The 13,418-nt window shown below is 54.8% G+C and carries 15 protein-coding genes; 8 read left to right on the forward strand and 7 right to left on the reverse strand.

Annotation, left to right across the window (positions count from 1 at the left end; genetic code table 11):
* Positions 1 to 6 precede the first annotated feature (6 nt).
* Positions 7 to 342, reverse strand: coding sequence for a thioredoxin (locus tag QN378_RS07320; protein WP_322206872.1), 336 nt, complete (start codon positions 340 to 342; stop codon positions 7 to 9).
* 332 nt (positions 343 to 674) lie between these two features.
* Here QN378_RS07320 and QN378_RS07325 point away from each other — a divergent pair, with 332 nt between their 5' ends.
* On the forward strand, positions 675 to 1,751 hold the full coding sequence (locus tag QN378_RS07325) for a 3-deoxy-7-phosphoheptulonate synthase (RefSeq protein WP_322203726.1): 1,077 nt from the start codon (positions 675 to 677) through the stop codon (positions 1,749 to 1,751).
* A 90-nt stretch (positions 1,752 to 1,841) separates the two neighbouring features.
* Here the strand turns inward: QN378_RS07325 and QN378_RS07330 are convergent, their stop codons facing one another.
* Positions 1,842 to 2,123, reverse strand: a complete 282-nt coding sequence (locus QN378_RS07330) for a GNAT family N-acetyltransferase (RefSeq protein ID WP_322203728.1) — start codon at positions 2,121 to 2,123, stop codon at positions 1,842 to 1,844.
* A 642-nt stretch (positions 2,124 to 2,765) separates the two neighbouring features.
* Here QN378_RS07330 and QN378_RS07335 point away from each other — a divergent pair.
* Positions 2,766 to 3,017, forward strand: a complete 252-nt coding sequence (locus tag QN378_RS07335) for an Lpp/OprI family alanine-zipper lipoprotein (protein WP_003347084.1) — start codon at positions 2,766 to 2,768, stop codon at positions 3,015 to 3,017.
* 139 nt (positions 3,018 to 3,156) lie between these two features.
* Here the strand turns inward: QN378_RS07335 and QN378_RS07340 are convergent, their stop codons facing one another.
* The 3 genes from QN378_RS07340 to QN378_RS07350 form a co-directional block, all read right to left on the reverse strand.
* Positions 3,157 to 4,122 carry a L,D-transpeptidase family protein gene (locus QN378_RS07340; RefSeq protein WP_322203730.1) on the reverse strand — a complete coding sequence of 322 codons (966 nt, stop codon included), beginning with the start codon at positions 4,120 to 4,122 and terminating at the stop codon, positions 3,157 to 3,159.
* A 99-nt stretch (positions 4,123 to 4,221) separates the two neighbouring features.
* A complete protein-coding gene (locus tag QN378_RS07345) occupies positions 4,222 to 4,515 on the reverse strand; it encodes a hypothetical protein (protein WP_322203732.1) in 294 nt (97 codons plus the stop codon).
* A 55-nt stretch (positions 4,516 to 4,570) separates the two neighbouring features.
* Positions 4,571 to 5,176, reverse strand: a complete 606-nt coding sequence (locus QN378_RS07350; protein WP_322203734.1) for an arylesterase — start codon at positions 5,174 to 5,176, stop codon at positions 4,571 to 4,573.
* A gap of 10 nt (positions 5,177 to 5,186) precedes the next feature.
* Between QN378_RS07350 and QN378_RS07355 the strand changes: the two genes are divergently transcribed.
* The 3 genes from QN378_RS07355 to QN378_RS07365 all read left to right on the forward strand — a co-directional run bounded on the left by QN378_RS07355 (position 5,187) and on the right by QN378_RS07365 (position 9,453).
* Entirely contained in the window at positions 5,187 to 5,870 is a 684-nt protein-coding gene (locus QN378_RS07355; RefSeq protein WP_322203735.1) for an ABC transporter ATP-binding protein, read from the forward strand.
* Entirely contained in the window at positions 5,870 to 8,383 is a 2,514-nt protein-coding gene (locus tag QN378_RS07360; protein WP_323546531.1) for an ABC transporter permease, read from the forward strand. The genes QN378_RS07355 and QN378_RS07360 overlap by 1 nt, the downstream gene beginning before the upstream one ends.
* Positions 8,384 to 8,595: 212 nt before the next feature.
* Positions 8,596 to 9,453 carry a hypothetical protein gene (locus tag QN378_RS07365; RefSeq protein ID WP_322203738.1) on the forward strand — a complete coding sequence of 286 codons (858 nt, stop codon included), beginning with the start codon at positions 8,596 to 8,598 and terminating at the stop codon, positions 9,451 to 9,453.
* Between the two features lie 3 nt (positions 9,454 to 9,456).
* Here the strand turns inward: QN378_RS07365 and QN378_RS07370 are convergent, their stop codons facing one another.
* On the reverse strand, positions 9,457 to 9,606 hold the full coding sequence (locus QN378_RS07370; RefSeq protein ID WP_322203739.1) for a GreA/GreB family elongation factor: 150 nt from the start codon (positions 9,604 to 9,606) through the stop codon (positions 9,457 to 9,459).
* A gap of 653 nt (positions 9,607 to 10,259) precedes the next feature.
* Between QN378_RS07370 and greB the strand changes: the two genes are divergently transcribed.
* Positions 10,260 to 10,745, forward strand: a complete 486-nt coding sequence (gene greB, locus QN378_RS07375; RefSeq protein ID WP_322203740.1) for a transcription elongation factor GreB — start codon at positions 10,260 to 10,262, stop codon at positions 10,743 to 10,745.
* 279 nt (positions 10,746 to 11,024) lie between these two features.
* On the opposite strand, the gene QN378_RS07380 is transcribed toward greB, so the two are convergent.
* Entirely contained in the window at positions 11,025 to 11,936 is a 912-nt protein-coding gene (locus QN378_RS07380; protein ID WP_323546527.1) for a LysR family transcriptional regulator, read from the reverse strand.
* A 96-nt stretch (positions 11,937 to 12,032) separates the two neighbouring features.
* Between QN378_RS07380 and QN378_RS07385 the strand changes: the two genes are divergently transcribed.
* Both QN378_RS07385 and QN378_RS07390 read left to right on the forward strand, forming a co-directional pair.
* A complete protein-coding gene (locus QN378_RS07385) occupies positions 12,033 to 12,473 on the forward strand; it encodes an ester cyclase (RefSeq protein WP_322203742.1) in 441 nt (146 codons plus the stop codon).
* Positions 12,474 to 12,492: 19 nt separating this feature from the next.
* On the forward strand, positions 12,493 to 13,413 hold the full coding sequence (locus QN378_RS07390; RefSeq protein ID WP_322203743.1) for an NADP-dependent oxidoreductase: 921 nt from the start codon (positions 12,493 to 12,495) through the stop codon (positions 13,411 to 13,413).
* Positions 13,414 to 13,418 lie beyond the last annotated feature (5 nt).

A 13,418-nucleotide genomic window follows, 5' to 3' on the forward strand; every position in this document is an offset into this window, starting at 1 on the left:
CTCCTATCAAGGCAGTTCGTCAGAATTCAAGTTAAGTGCCTGCTGCACTCCTGCGCTCAGCTCGGTCACGGTAAGCCGTGATTGCAACTCTCCATAGAATTTGCCGTCTCGGACCACGAACATTGCGGGCAAACCAAACACCTGATAACGCTGTACCGCGCCGCCGTTGTCCGCAGCATCAATCCAACATAAACGATCTATGGGCAAGTTGAAGACAGGCAACTCACGTCGCGCCCAACGGCAACTAGCGCAACCTGCCGCGGTAAAAATCACTAGTGAAACGCCCGGCAGCGCAAGTAAACGATGGTCTATATCGAAATCTGTCAGTTCCAATGGGCTCACACAGAAAGTTCTGAAGTTGGAATACACACTATCCGTTTTCGCTGCCTCATTTGTAAAATGGTTGACGGCGGTGATGCAAATAAACGACGGAGGGGTATTTGTAGGCCCGCCAGATCTCACAGATTTGGCATCGAATCTTCTCTGGTGAGGTCGAATTGCCGATGAGGTCGAGGTAGCTCGCATCACTGAAAACGGCATAAAACCCGCGTTTACCCATTGTCGAACAACCGAGTAACGCGCTAAGGTTCCTCCCCCGTCGCACTCAATCATGCTCGGCTCCGCCGCACGGGGAATCGTTGGGGGCCGGCACCCGTGACCTGATGAGTAACACGATGGCTGATTTACCGATTGACGACCTCAACGTTTCTTCCAACGAGACTCTGATCACGCCGGATCAGCTCAAGCGCGAAATTCCGTTCTCTGCCGCTGCCTTGCATACGGTGACCAAAGGCCGCGAGGTGATCCGCAACATCCTCGACGGTAAGGATCACCGCCTGTTCGTGGTGATCGGCCCTTGCTCTATTCATGACATCAAAGCCGCTCACGATTATGCCAACCGCCTTAAAGCATTGGCTGCCGAAGTCGGCGACACTTTGTACCTGGTGATGCGCGTGTACTTTGAAAAGCCGCGCACGACCGTCGGCTGGAAAGGTTTGATTAACGACCCGTATCTCGATGACTCGTTCAAAATCGAAGATGGCTTGCACATTGGTCGTCAGCTATTACTTGATCTGGCGGAAATGGGCCTGCCAACCGCCACCGAAGCGCTTGACCCCATCTCCCCACAGTATCTACAGGATTTGATTAGCTGGTCGGCCATTGGTGCGCGCACTACTGAATCGCAAACTCACCGCGAAATGGCTTCAGGGCTGTCTTCTGCTGTTGGTTTTAAAAACGGCACTGATGGGGGTTTGACAGTAGCGATCAACGCACTGCAATCGGTCTCCAGCCCACATCGGTTCCTCGGTATCAATCAGGAAGGTGGTGTGTCTATCGTCACCACCAAAGGCAACGCTTACGGTCACGTGGTGTTGCGCGGTGGCAACGGAAAACCGAATTACGATTCGGTCAGCGTTGCGCTGTGCGAACAAGCGCTACACAAGGCGGGCATTCGTCCAAACATCATGGTCGATTGCAGCCACGCCAACTCTAACAAGGACCCGGCGCTGCAGCCGCTGGTTATGGAAAACGTCGCCAACCAGATTCTCGAAGGTAATCAGTCGATCATCGGCTTGATGGTTGAGAGCCATATCAACTGGGGCGCGCAGTCTATACCCAAAGATTTGGCAGAGCTGCAATACGGCGTGTCAATTACGGACGCCTGTATTGATTGGGAAAGCACTGAGAAAACTCTGCGCAGCATGCACGTAAAACTCAAGGACGTGCTGCCACAGCGCCAACGCGGATAACTTTCCAAGTGGTCTTGCAGCGCACACAAAAACGCCGAGCATATGCTCGGCGTTTTTCGTTGTGGCATAACAAACTGCTTCAATAGCCGATCAGATTTTGGCCATGTGGCGCTGATGGCGTTCCATGTAGCGCTCGACATAGGAACATGAAGGAATCACCGTATAACCCACGCTGTCAGCGTACGCGAGCGCTTGCTCGGTTAAAGCGGCAGCAATACCCCGACCTCTAAGCGCGTTTGGCACGAAGGTTCGATAGATATCCAGAGTCTGCTTACCCAGATCCATATAGGTCAGGTAAGCACGATGACCGTCCACGTTGGTCTCGAATTGATGACCGGCCTGGTCATGGTGGATGGACAACGCCTCGCTCATCACTACTCCTCGCGGGTCTTGAAATTAGACCTCTACCTTACCGATGTTTTTCCGGCGAAGGAACCTCTACGCCACCTGTGCTGGTTATGGATACCGAAATCGGACTGGTTACTTACCAACACAAGCACTCCCAAATAGTAGGCGTCATTGCTGTGTTTGCTCAAGCAGCTTGCAAATGGCCCGACAAAAAGTCCGGAACCACACTGCAATAGTCACAATTACACCGGATGATGCTGACACTTCTGAGGCTCATAGCCGGCTGCTGAGTTTGAGACGAGCCCGCGATGAAAAAGTCACCTCTAATTGTGCGCATAGAAGCAGACTTGTGAAGGGCCAGGGATAATCAACAATTGCCAGGCACAATAGACTCGACAATAAATCAACTATCCTTTTTAATCGTCGGTAAAGGGTGCGCTTGAGCCTTGACCCGAGCGTGAACAGCGACTGGAAGTTGATGCGGTGCTGGCGAACATTTTTCAAAAACGTGGAGAAGTGGGACGCAATAGTTTCAAACCTGAGAAATTTGTCCACTTCTTGCGCTTCCTCAGTTTACTTACTACAAACAATGGGTAGTATGTACGCCGGTCATTTTCTCACTTTCGAGAGATGGCTATTTTTAGAAAGTCCTTTAAGGGGAACACGATGAACAACGTTCTGAAATTCTCTGCTCTGGCTCTGGCTGCAGTATTGGCCACCGGTTGCAGCAGCGTATCCAAAGAAACCGAAGCTCGTCTGACTGCTACTGAAGACGCAGCAGCTCGTTCGCAAGCACGTGCTGATGAAGCCTATCGTAAGGCTGATGAAGCTATGGCTGCTGCTCAAAAAGCTCAGCAAACTGCTGACGAAGCCAACGAGCGCGCTCTGCGTATGTTGGACAAGGCTAGCCGCAAGTAATAATCTCTCGAGATTATTGATAAGCCGATCCAGTTCTGGATCGGCTTTTTAGGGTCTGGACTTTAGCCCAGACACTAAAAAGCCCGTCCGCTCAGCCTTGATATTCATGGCGGTGCGTGCGGGCTTTCTAAAGGACTAACTATTGCGCCACGGTTGGAGCCTTTGAGACTATCGCACTGCTGCCCGGCACCGCTATTTCAACCGGCATACCGTTCTCAGCAGCGACCACGTCCCGCACGACATCCCAATTCATCTGCAGATTTGCAGCCAGGTCGTCACGCTTAAGTAGCGCGTTGATCACTGCGGTGTGCTTGTCATCCGCAGATGGATTGCCATTGCCGTCAAGGGGCGCGTGCGCCTCAAGGTAGACTTTGCCGGCACTCACACCGAACTTGTAAGGGTCGCTCATGATCCGCACGGTGGTGCCGATTGGCACGATGCCGGCTAACTCCAGCACATTGTTGTTGTACATGCGGAAGCAACCGTGGCTGGTACGCATGCCGATACCGAATTTCTTGTTAGAGCCGTGAATCAAGTAACCAGGCAGACCCAGACCGAACTTGAACGGCCCTAAAGGATTATCCGCACCTGCCGGCACCACGTTAGGCAATGGGTCACCGTCCGCCAGGTGCTCAGCCTTAACCGAGGCCGGTGGGGTCCAGGTCGGGTTCGGCGTTTTTGCCGTAATCTTGGTGACTGCGACCGGCGACCCCCACCCCTCACGACCGATACCAAGCGGGTAGGTATCGACAACGTTTTTGCCTTTCGGATAGTAATACAACCGATACTCAGCCAAGTTAATCACTATCCCTTCACGGGGGCCGGGAGGCAGCACGAAGCGGGTGGGCAACACAATTTGAGTGCCTGCACCCGGTAACCACGGATCGACGCCTGGGTTGGCTGCGATCATTTCCAGGTAACCCAAATCGTACTGAGTTCCAAGGTCGGCAAACGTGTCTTCGTATTTGGCGGTGATGGTCTGTACTTGACCCACGATGTCTTCGCCAGGCGGTGGGAGAGGGAATTCTAATGCAGCGACAGGGCCCGCCGCACAAAGCGCAGCAAGCAAAAAACAGCGGGCGACGGCGGGAATACGCGACAACATCCGGAAAATCCTTGGTGTATGCGACGGAAAAGTAGCGCAATTGTACACTGCCACCCTTGAAATCGGGAGTTGCCTAACGATTAACCGTTTATGCCCTATTTATTGACTAAAACGCAGTTCTGGCCAGATTGGTCGCGTGCCACGTTTCTGTGCTTCAAGGATCGCGCGACACAGCGAACACAGGCGCTCGTCCCGCAGACTCACTCGATTGACCCCTAGCCAGCGTGGATGCGCAGGCAGCAAGGTTCCGCACAAGGTTCGGTCAATCGTGCCGCCTAACTCCAACTGTCGCGCAACCAGATGTACTCGCGCCTCCTGACACGCGAACAGGTCAAGCTGGTCATCAGGTTCGATGAGTTGGTAAGCAAATAAAGACCAAGCGGGACGAGGCATCGGGCGCTCCAAATCGGGGCGACACCTTAGCCCAAAGCCTGCAGTTAGAACAGCATCAAAGCAGCGGTCTTAGCGTCGGCCAAACATTGTCCAGTAACTTGCCTTGAGCTGCGACCGCAGGATGCAGGCCATCGGCCTGCATCAGCTCCGGGATCCCGCCCACACCTTCAAGAAAAAACGGTACTAGAGCGACTTTTTTCTGCTTCGCTAAATTGCCATACACCGCCGCAAATGCCTCGGTGTAACGCGGGCCATAATTGGGTGGTATACGCATGCCGAGCAGTAGGACCTTGGCACCCGAGGCTCTAGCGCTATCGATCATCGACGAAAGATTTTGTTGCAAATTAGCTGGTGGCTGCCCGCGCAAGCCGTCGTTGCCGCCCAACTCCAGAATAACTAACTGGGGTTTATGCTCTAAAAGCAGCGCTGGAAGCCGTGCCTGCCCTCCCGCACTGGTGTCGCCGCTGATGGACGCATTGACTACTTTATCGGTAATCCCCTCTTTACGCAGACGCTGATCCAGTAACGATACCCACCCCAAGCGGGTATCCAGCCCGAAAGCTGCGCTGATACTATCCCCAACGATCAGAACAGTGCCTGCCGCAGCTCCTTGAGAGATCAACAACAAACCCAGGCCAGCACATAAAAGCCACGCACGCATCGGATTCTCCATGAGCGAAAGTATTCTTAGTGCTTGGAACCTCACCAAAGTGGTCCCCAGCACAGAAGGTGACCTGACTATCCTGCACGAACTCTCCCTGGAACTGAACAGGGGCGACAGCTTGGCGATTGTTGGCGCCTCAGGTTCTGGCAAATCTACCCTCCTCGGTTTGCTAGCCGGACTGGACCTGCCCAGCGCTGGCACGGTGACGCTGGCGGGGTGTAACCTCAGCGAACTGGATGAAGATCAGCGCGCCCGCATCCGTGCTGAACATGTGGGTTTTGTGTTCCAGTCGTTTCAGTTGCTCGACAGCCTCAATGCATTGGAAAACGTCATGCTGCCTATGGAGTTGGAAGGCCGCAAAGATGCGCGTGCGCAGGCTCGACTGTTGCTTGAGCGGGTAGGCTTGGGCCAGCGACTGACCCATTCGCCGCGTCAGCTATCAGGCGGCGAGCAGCAACGCGTAGCCATCGCCCGCGCCTTTGCTGCCGATCCCGACGTATTATTCGCTGATGAGCCTACCGGCAATCTTGACAGCCACACAGGTGAACGGATCAGCGATCTGTTGTTCGAACTGAACAAGGAGCGGCGCACGACCTTGGTCTTGGTGACGCACGACGAGCGTCTTGCTCACCGCTGCCAACGCCTGATTCGTCTCGAAGGTGGCCGATTGGTCGCCCCTCTGGAGCCTTGATGGCACGTTTGCCGCTTCTACGTCTGCTAAGCCTTGCCACACGACAACTCTTGCGTGACGCACGTGCCGGAGAGTTGCGGGTGTTGTTCTTTGCCTTATTAATTGCGGTGGCGGCTAGCACTGCCATCGGCTACTTTGGTGCCCGCCTGAACGGTGCGATGCTGCTGCGAGCCACCGAGTTTTTAGGCGCTGATTTGATTCTCGAAGGCACCAGCCCTGCGCTACCTGCTCAGATTGAAGCCGGCAAAACGCTAAAACTGGACCACGCTCAAGTCATCGAATTTTCCAGCGTAATCGCCACCGATGCCGGTATTCAGTTGGCGAGCGTAAAAGCCGTGGACGACGAATACCCGTTGCGCGGCGAGCTGAAAAGCGCCGCCGCACCCTATCAAGCAGAAAAACCGGGCAGTAGACCTCAACCGGGCGAAGCCTGGGCCGAGTCGCGGATGTTTGCGGCATTGAATTTGAAAGTCGGCGACAACATCGACGTCGGCTCAAAAACCCTGCGCCTAAGCCGAGTGCTGACCTATGAACCTGACCGCGCCGGAAATTTTTACAGTCTGACGCCACGCGTCATGATCAACTTGGCAGACCTCGCCGCCACAGGCGTCGTCCAGCCTGGCAGCCGGGTCAGTTACAAGGAATTATGGAGCGGCAGCTATAATTCGCTGGAAGTCTACCGTCAACAGATCACCTCGGGACTGGCCCCCAATCAACGCCTGTTGGATGCCCGCGACGGTAATCGGCAAATCGGCGGGGCGCTGGGCAAGGCCGAGCGTTACTTGAACATGGCAAGCTTGGTTGCCGTGTTGTTGTCTGGCGTGGCGGTGGCGCTCTCAGCCGCACGCTTTGCTGCTCGGCGCTTTGACGCTAGCGCACTGCTGCGTTGCCTGGGCTTGTCACGCAATGAAGCGCTGGTGTTGTTTAGCCTTCAATTAGCCATACTCGGTCTTCTGGCCAGCCTCAGCGGCGCTTTATTAGGCTGGCTTGCGCAGTTGGGTTTATTTGCGCTGCTGCAGGATCTGCTACCGACCGATGTCCCCCCAGGAGGGGTACTCCCCGCCATTGCCGGGATCGGCACTGGTCTTGTGGCTCTCGCCGGTTTCGCTTTACCGCCCTTGGCTGCACTTGGCCGGGTTCCGCCGCTGCGGGTGCTGCGTCGAGACATGCTCCCCATTCCGGCCAGTTCATGGCTGGTATATGGCGCAGCGCTACTGGCGTTAGGCTTGATCATGTGGCGTCTGAGCCTGGACCTCATATTGACCTTTGCCCTGCTCGGCGGAGGCATTATCACCGCCGTGTTGCTGGGGGCCGCGTTGCTGTTGGCGCTGCAAAGCTTGCGTCGTCTACTGGCCGGTGCATCGTTGCCTTGGCGATTGGGTTTAGGGCAACTGCTGCGTCATCCGCTGGCCGCCGCGGGGCAAACCCTGGCGTTCGGACTGATTCTGCTGTCCATGGCGCTGATAGCGCTGCTGCGTGGAGAGTTGCTCGACACTTGGCAAAATCAGCTACCCAAAGATGCACCCAATTACTTTGTACTCAACATCCTGCCAGCGGACAAAGACAACTTTACCCAACGCATAGCGGGTCTCTCTACTCACGCGTCGCCGCTGTACCCAATTATCCCTGGGCGCCTGGTCAGCATTAATGAGGAGCCCGTACGCAACATTGTCAGCAAGGACTCCCGGGGCGAAAACGCCACCGAACGAGACCTCAGCTTGACCTGGGCTGCCGAGTTGCCTCAAGGCAATAGCTTGAGTGCTGGCACCTGGTGGACAGCCGACGGCAACGTCGCCGCCGACAAAATCCCTGGTGTGTCAGTAGAATCCAAACTCGCCGAAAGCCTAAAGCTTAAACTCGGCGATCACATGAGTTTCGTGGTCGGTGGTATGACACGCGAAGCTCAGGTCACCAGCTTGCGCGACGTCAGCTGGGATAACTTTCAGCCGAATTTTTTCATGATATTCCAACCGGGCACGCTCCAGGATCTGCCGACCACCTACCTCACCAGTTTTTATCTGGCACCGGGTAACGACCAACAAATCGTCGAGCTATCACGCGCGTTTCCGGCGGTCACCATCCTTCAGGTCGAAGCCTTACTGGAGCAACTACGCAGCATCCTCGCCCAAGTGACGATAGCCGTGGAATACGTGCTGTTATTTGTCCTTGCGGCCGGGCTTGCGGTGTTATTTTCCGGCCTACAAGCGACTCTTGACGAACGTATCCGCCAAGGCGCCCTGCTCCGGGCGCTGGGCGCCGAGCGAGCGCTACTGATCAAGGCGCGACGCATTGAGTTCGGTTTATTAGGTGCGGCAAGCGGTGTGTTGGCGGCGTTGGGTTGCGAATTGGTAAGTTTTGCGCTTTACCGTTACGCCTTCAGTTTGCAATGGCACCCACACGCTTGGCTGCTGTTGTTGCCGGTGATTGGCGCGGCGCTGGTGGGCGGTGCAGGTGTATTCGGCACCCGCCGTGCATTGAACGTCAGTCCGTTGACTGTACTGCGGGAAGGCTGACTAAAAAGCGCCTATCTGAAGTCCGGGAGGTCATATTCCCGGACTACAACATGCGCTGAGGGCAACGCAACTATGTGATGTCGTTTTCCTACGGAGGGATCATTGCAGTTTTAGGCAATTTTAATAATATTGAACGAGTCAAGACACAAGCTGATTGCAGCTTGAAAACAACTGACTGTTTGCCTAAAACCCCAATCAAGGATGATTGAACAATGAACGTGAACCCCAACACCCGTCTGCACAGTTGGATGGGACAGAACGCGGCCTTTGCCACGCTGCGCATCGATCAATTGATACTTCCCGGCTCCCATGACTCTGCTGCCGATAAGATGGCACCGGGTGGTTATTTTTTCGAAACGACTCAGGATGTATCTCCTATCGATCAAGTGAAGGGCGGCGTACGCGTGCTTGATTTGAGGGTAGAATTCCTTCCGCAACATGAGGTTGGCCATCCAAAACGCTTCACACTTTTTCATGTCACCTATACCGGCAGGACCTTGACGACTGACATCTTCGAGCCACTCAATGAGTTTTTAAACGGGGTGAAAAAAGCTGGTGATACCGCGAGAGAGATCATCATTCTGGATTTCCACACCCTCAAAAATTTCACCCCGGACGCTCACGTCGAGCTCAACCAATTAATCACCCACAGCATTGGTCATCGAGTGATTCCTTGGGATTTACGCAAACAAAGCGTCAGTCAGCTTTGGTACAAACACCCGGGTAAAAATATTGTGCTGGCTTATTCTGGCAGACTCTCACCGCAGTTCTGGCCTAGCGTTCAACACCAATGGATAGGAGAGAACTTCCCGAATACGACGACCTTGAAAGCCTTCATGGATACCCGCGCCAACGCACCTAAGTCCGATTACTACTTGCGCTCCATCCAATGCGCCAAGTACGTCATCGCTCCAGATGACTTCAGTCCGTCCATCGATGAGTGGTTTGAATCCGTTGATGAGAACAGCTACATCCAGGGTTTCCACATCATCAACACCGACTGGACCCTGCGCAGCTCAATCGTAAAAAACTGCATACATGCTTGCCTGGTACGAGCGTTAAACCGCTAACGCTTATTTCAGATACTCAATCACGTTGATCCACCAACTCATGGGACCACCCGGAGTCGGCACGATCACATCGTCGCCGACTTTTTTGAGCAGGGCGCGGGCCGTGGGTGAATCGATGGAGATGTAATCCATCCGCCCATAAATTTCACCCACCCCAGGAAAGCGCCCTGTTCGTTTTCGATTTCGATTCGATTCAATCACCGAAATAGACCCGACTTTCTTGCTCGGGCGAATACAACTACCCGCATGTACTCTGACGCTTGCGCAAAAGTCTGAGCAACGAAAGACCCGGGAGTTACTGCCCCGAAATAGGGTATATGAGGTTGATGGGCGGTCTGCCTCCACCGCGACCTTCAAGCTCACAGACGGCGAGCGCGACGCGTTGGAAGACCTGAATTCAGATAGTTTCACAGCAAACATAATCTGAAACGCGGGTCACGGAGCGACATTCTGGGCCTAATGATGAATAACTGTTCTGGCCTGGCACCTTAAGGCTATGGAGAAAGCCCTGAGCATCTTTAACTCAAGAAGTGGGCCGACGCCACGACCATATTTATTGATTAGGCCTCCCGGGGTTTTGGCATAACCCTCTCCCTCGCAGCGTCTTTCATTGGAACTTTGCGCTATAAGCGCCAGGCAAACTTCGGCACGAATGGGCTTAGGTTGTTACGACCAAGCCCCTGCATGTTAGCCTCAGCTTACAGTTCCTGCGCAGGCACCCGATCTGACATGAATTATGGCCCCCTGGCATTGCGAACGCATTGACCTGTGAAAGTAGGCCAGCCCTAATTACTTTGGAGCTAGTATTGCCAACTAACATCATCACTCGCACCGGCTACAACGCATTAAAAGAGGAGTTGGATCACCTCTGGCGCATCTATCGTCCGGAGATCACTCAAAAGGTAGCTTGGGCTGCCTCCCTTGGTGATCGAAGTGAGAACGCAGATTATCAATACAATAAGAAGCTCCTTCGAGAAATTGACCGTCGGATCAGATACCTTCGGAAGCGGTTGGAGGATGTTCGAGTAGTCAACTATGCCCCGGAACAAGAAGGGAGAGTGTTCTTTGGTGCCTGGGTAGAGATTGAAAATGACAAAAGCGAAAGCAAGCGATTCCGAATCGTCGGCTACGATGAAATCTATCACCGAAACGACTATATCTCGATTGACTCGCCAATGGCTCGCGCTCTTCTGAAAAAGCAAGAGGGGGATGAAGTAGCGGTACAGACGCCTTCGGGCGAAGCCGTCTGGTTTATCGAAAGCATAGTTTACGAAAAGACTGACCTAGCATGACAGCAGTGACAATGAAATAAATTACCCTGTCTGATGGCAGTAGTCGCTTGCGCTCAGCATCCCCGAAGTAGCCACTACCGCTTACTACCAGACAATATCTCTACCCTCATCCCTAATCTCATGCCAATGAACATCAACCACGCGCACCTGATTGGTGTCGCTGACGGAGTGGTCGAAACTTTGGGGAAGTAAGGTGCTCTTCCCCCGATGTTCGCTTTGAATGAAGCGTTCATGGGCAATTCTTACGAGCGGCAGCTCGGGCCGATTGCTGCTGGTCTGTCATACCACCAGCGCAACGGACTCAATCACCTCCCTGAACCATTGTTGAGCCGGATTCAAATTGCCACGACGATGCCAGATAAGATGAAAAACGATCTCCGGTAATGCTACTGGCGGTGGGAACAGGGCCAGCTTGCGCCCGGCAGGTGAACTGAGGGCGATTCGTTTCAGGACGGTAGCGGTCATTTGCGAAGAGGCAATGATTGCTGGTACCGCGAACATCTGTGGCAGGGTCAGTGTCAGCTTGCGTTTTTTACCTAGCTGCGCCAGTGCTTGATCCACCAGGCCATAACGCTCGCCTTCAGGAGAGGCCAGCACGTGGGAGAGCGTAAGGAACGTATCCAGGTCCATCCCGCGCCGGGCTGCCGGGTGGTCGTGGGCGATAAGCGTGACGAAAGTGTCGCGCAGGATCGGCCGCGTCAGGATCCGGCCGTCCTGATGGCTCGGCAACACCCCAATCGCTGCATCTATGACGCCGGCATCAAGCAGGTCAACGGCATGGTCGCGGTCGTTGTAAGCGTGGACGTTGATCGTCAGGCCCGGCGCGTGCTCCCTCACCGCCTGCAACAGCTTGGGCAACAACACGAAAGCGGGATAATCCGACAGGCCAAGGTTCACGGTGAGCACCGCCTCTGTCGGCACAAAGTCAGGCCTGGTCACCAGCGCGTTTTCGATTTGCCAGAGTGCCAAGGCGATGGGCTGGGCAAGTTCGCGCGCCCGCGGCGTAGGCAGCAAACCATCGGCGCTGCGTAAAAACAGCGGGTCGCCTACCAGCTTGCGCAGCCGGGAAAGGGCCGCACTCATCGCGGGTTGGCTCACACCGACTTGAGTCGCTGCCCGGGTCACGTTGCGCTCAATTATCAATGCGTTGAAAGCGGCAAGCAGATTCAAATCGATGCCATTAAAATCCATAAATCAAATAAACACCTATATCAATCATTTGTTTTACGGATGTTACCGCACCACTCACACTCTCGCCACACCACACTAAACGACGAGAACAACGCCATGACCCCCAACGAACTTACTGCCCGCCTGCACACCGAGCGCCAAGCAGTAGAAACCCTGTATCGCGCCTTTAGCGAAAAAAATCCGGACCTGGTCGACAGCATTCTGTCCGCCGACTGGGACGATATCCCATTGGCGCCTGGGCAAGTCGCAGGTCCAGAAGGCATTAAGCCAATTATCCGCAGCTTCGGCGAAGCTTTTCCGGATGTGCACATCGTCATCCACGACATGATTCAAGTTTCTGGTCAGATAGCTGTTCGCGCTGAAATCACCGGCACCCATCTGGGCGAATTGTTTGGCATCGCACCCACCGGCAAGCACGTCAGCTTCCGTCTGCATGAATTCCATACGCTGGACGGCGAACGCGTCACCTCCACTTGGCACATGGAAGACTGGTTCGGCCTGTTCCTTCAACTAGGCCATTTCCCTGCCCAACCTTGAGCACTCCACGAGGTTTATCATGAAAGCAGCATCCATTAATGTATTCGGTGGCCCAGAGATCGTCACTGTCGACAACGTTGACTTGGGTCAGCCAGGCAGTGACGAGGCGGTCGTGCGGGTCGAGGCTGCCAGCATCAATCCGCTGGATTTGAAGATGATCGCCGGGTATATGCAGCCAATGTTTCCGGTTGAGTTGCCCTATATTCCGGGCACTGATTTCAGCGGCGTGGTCAGCAGCGTCGGTACGCAGGTCACGCATCTGAAGCCGGGTGATCGCGTGTTCGGTCGCAGCGCGCCCAGTTCTGGAGGCGCATTCTCCCAGCAGTTGCTGGTCGCTGCTTCGGACCTGTGGGTGATTCCGGCCGCCATGAGCTTCGAACAGGCTGCGGCACTACCCACTGCGTTTGGCACGGCCAGCCAGGCATTGTTTGAGGTCGGTCAGCTGAAGCGCGGCGAACGGGTCTTGATCCATGCAGCGGCGGGTGGCGTAGGCAGCATGGCGGTGCAGTTGGCTCATTTTGCGGGCGCCCATGTCATCGCCACAGCCTCCGCGCGCAACATTGAACTGGTCAAAAGCCTGGGCGCGGACGAGGTGATCAACTACCACAATGAGGACTTCACTGCGCTACGTGACATCGATCTGGTGCTCGATACCTTAGGCGGCGACGCCATGGAAAATTCGTGGTCGGTGCTCGGTGCTGGCGGGCGTATCGCGACTTTGGTGGAGTTCGACATCGAGTCCCGCGAGGAGCATGTCGGCCAGTTTGTCTTCTTTGCCAGCGCGACGCCTTTTCTTCAGGAAGCTGTGCGGTATTTCAGCGCTGGGCAATTGCAGATCATCACCGACTCGATCTTTGCACTGGAAGAAACCCGCGCCGCGCTGGAGAAAGTCGCCACTGGTCACGCACGCGGCAAGGTCATCATTCGTACTCGCAACTAATTCGG

The sequence above is a fragment of the Pseudomonas sp. 10S5 genome, assembly GCF_035019745.1.
GTDB lineage: Bacteria > Pseudomonadota > Gammaproteobacteria > Pseudomonadales > Pseudomonadaceae > Aquipseudomonas.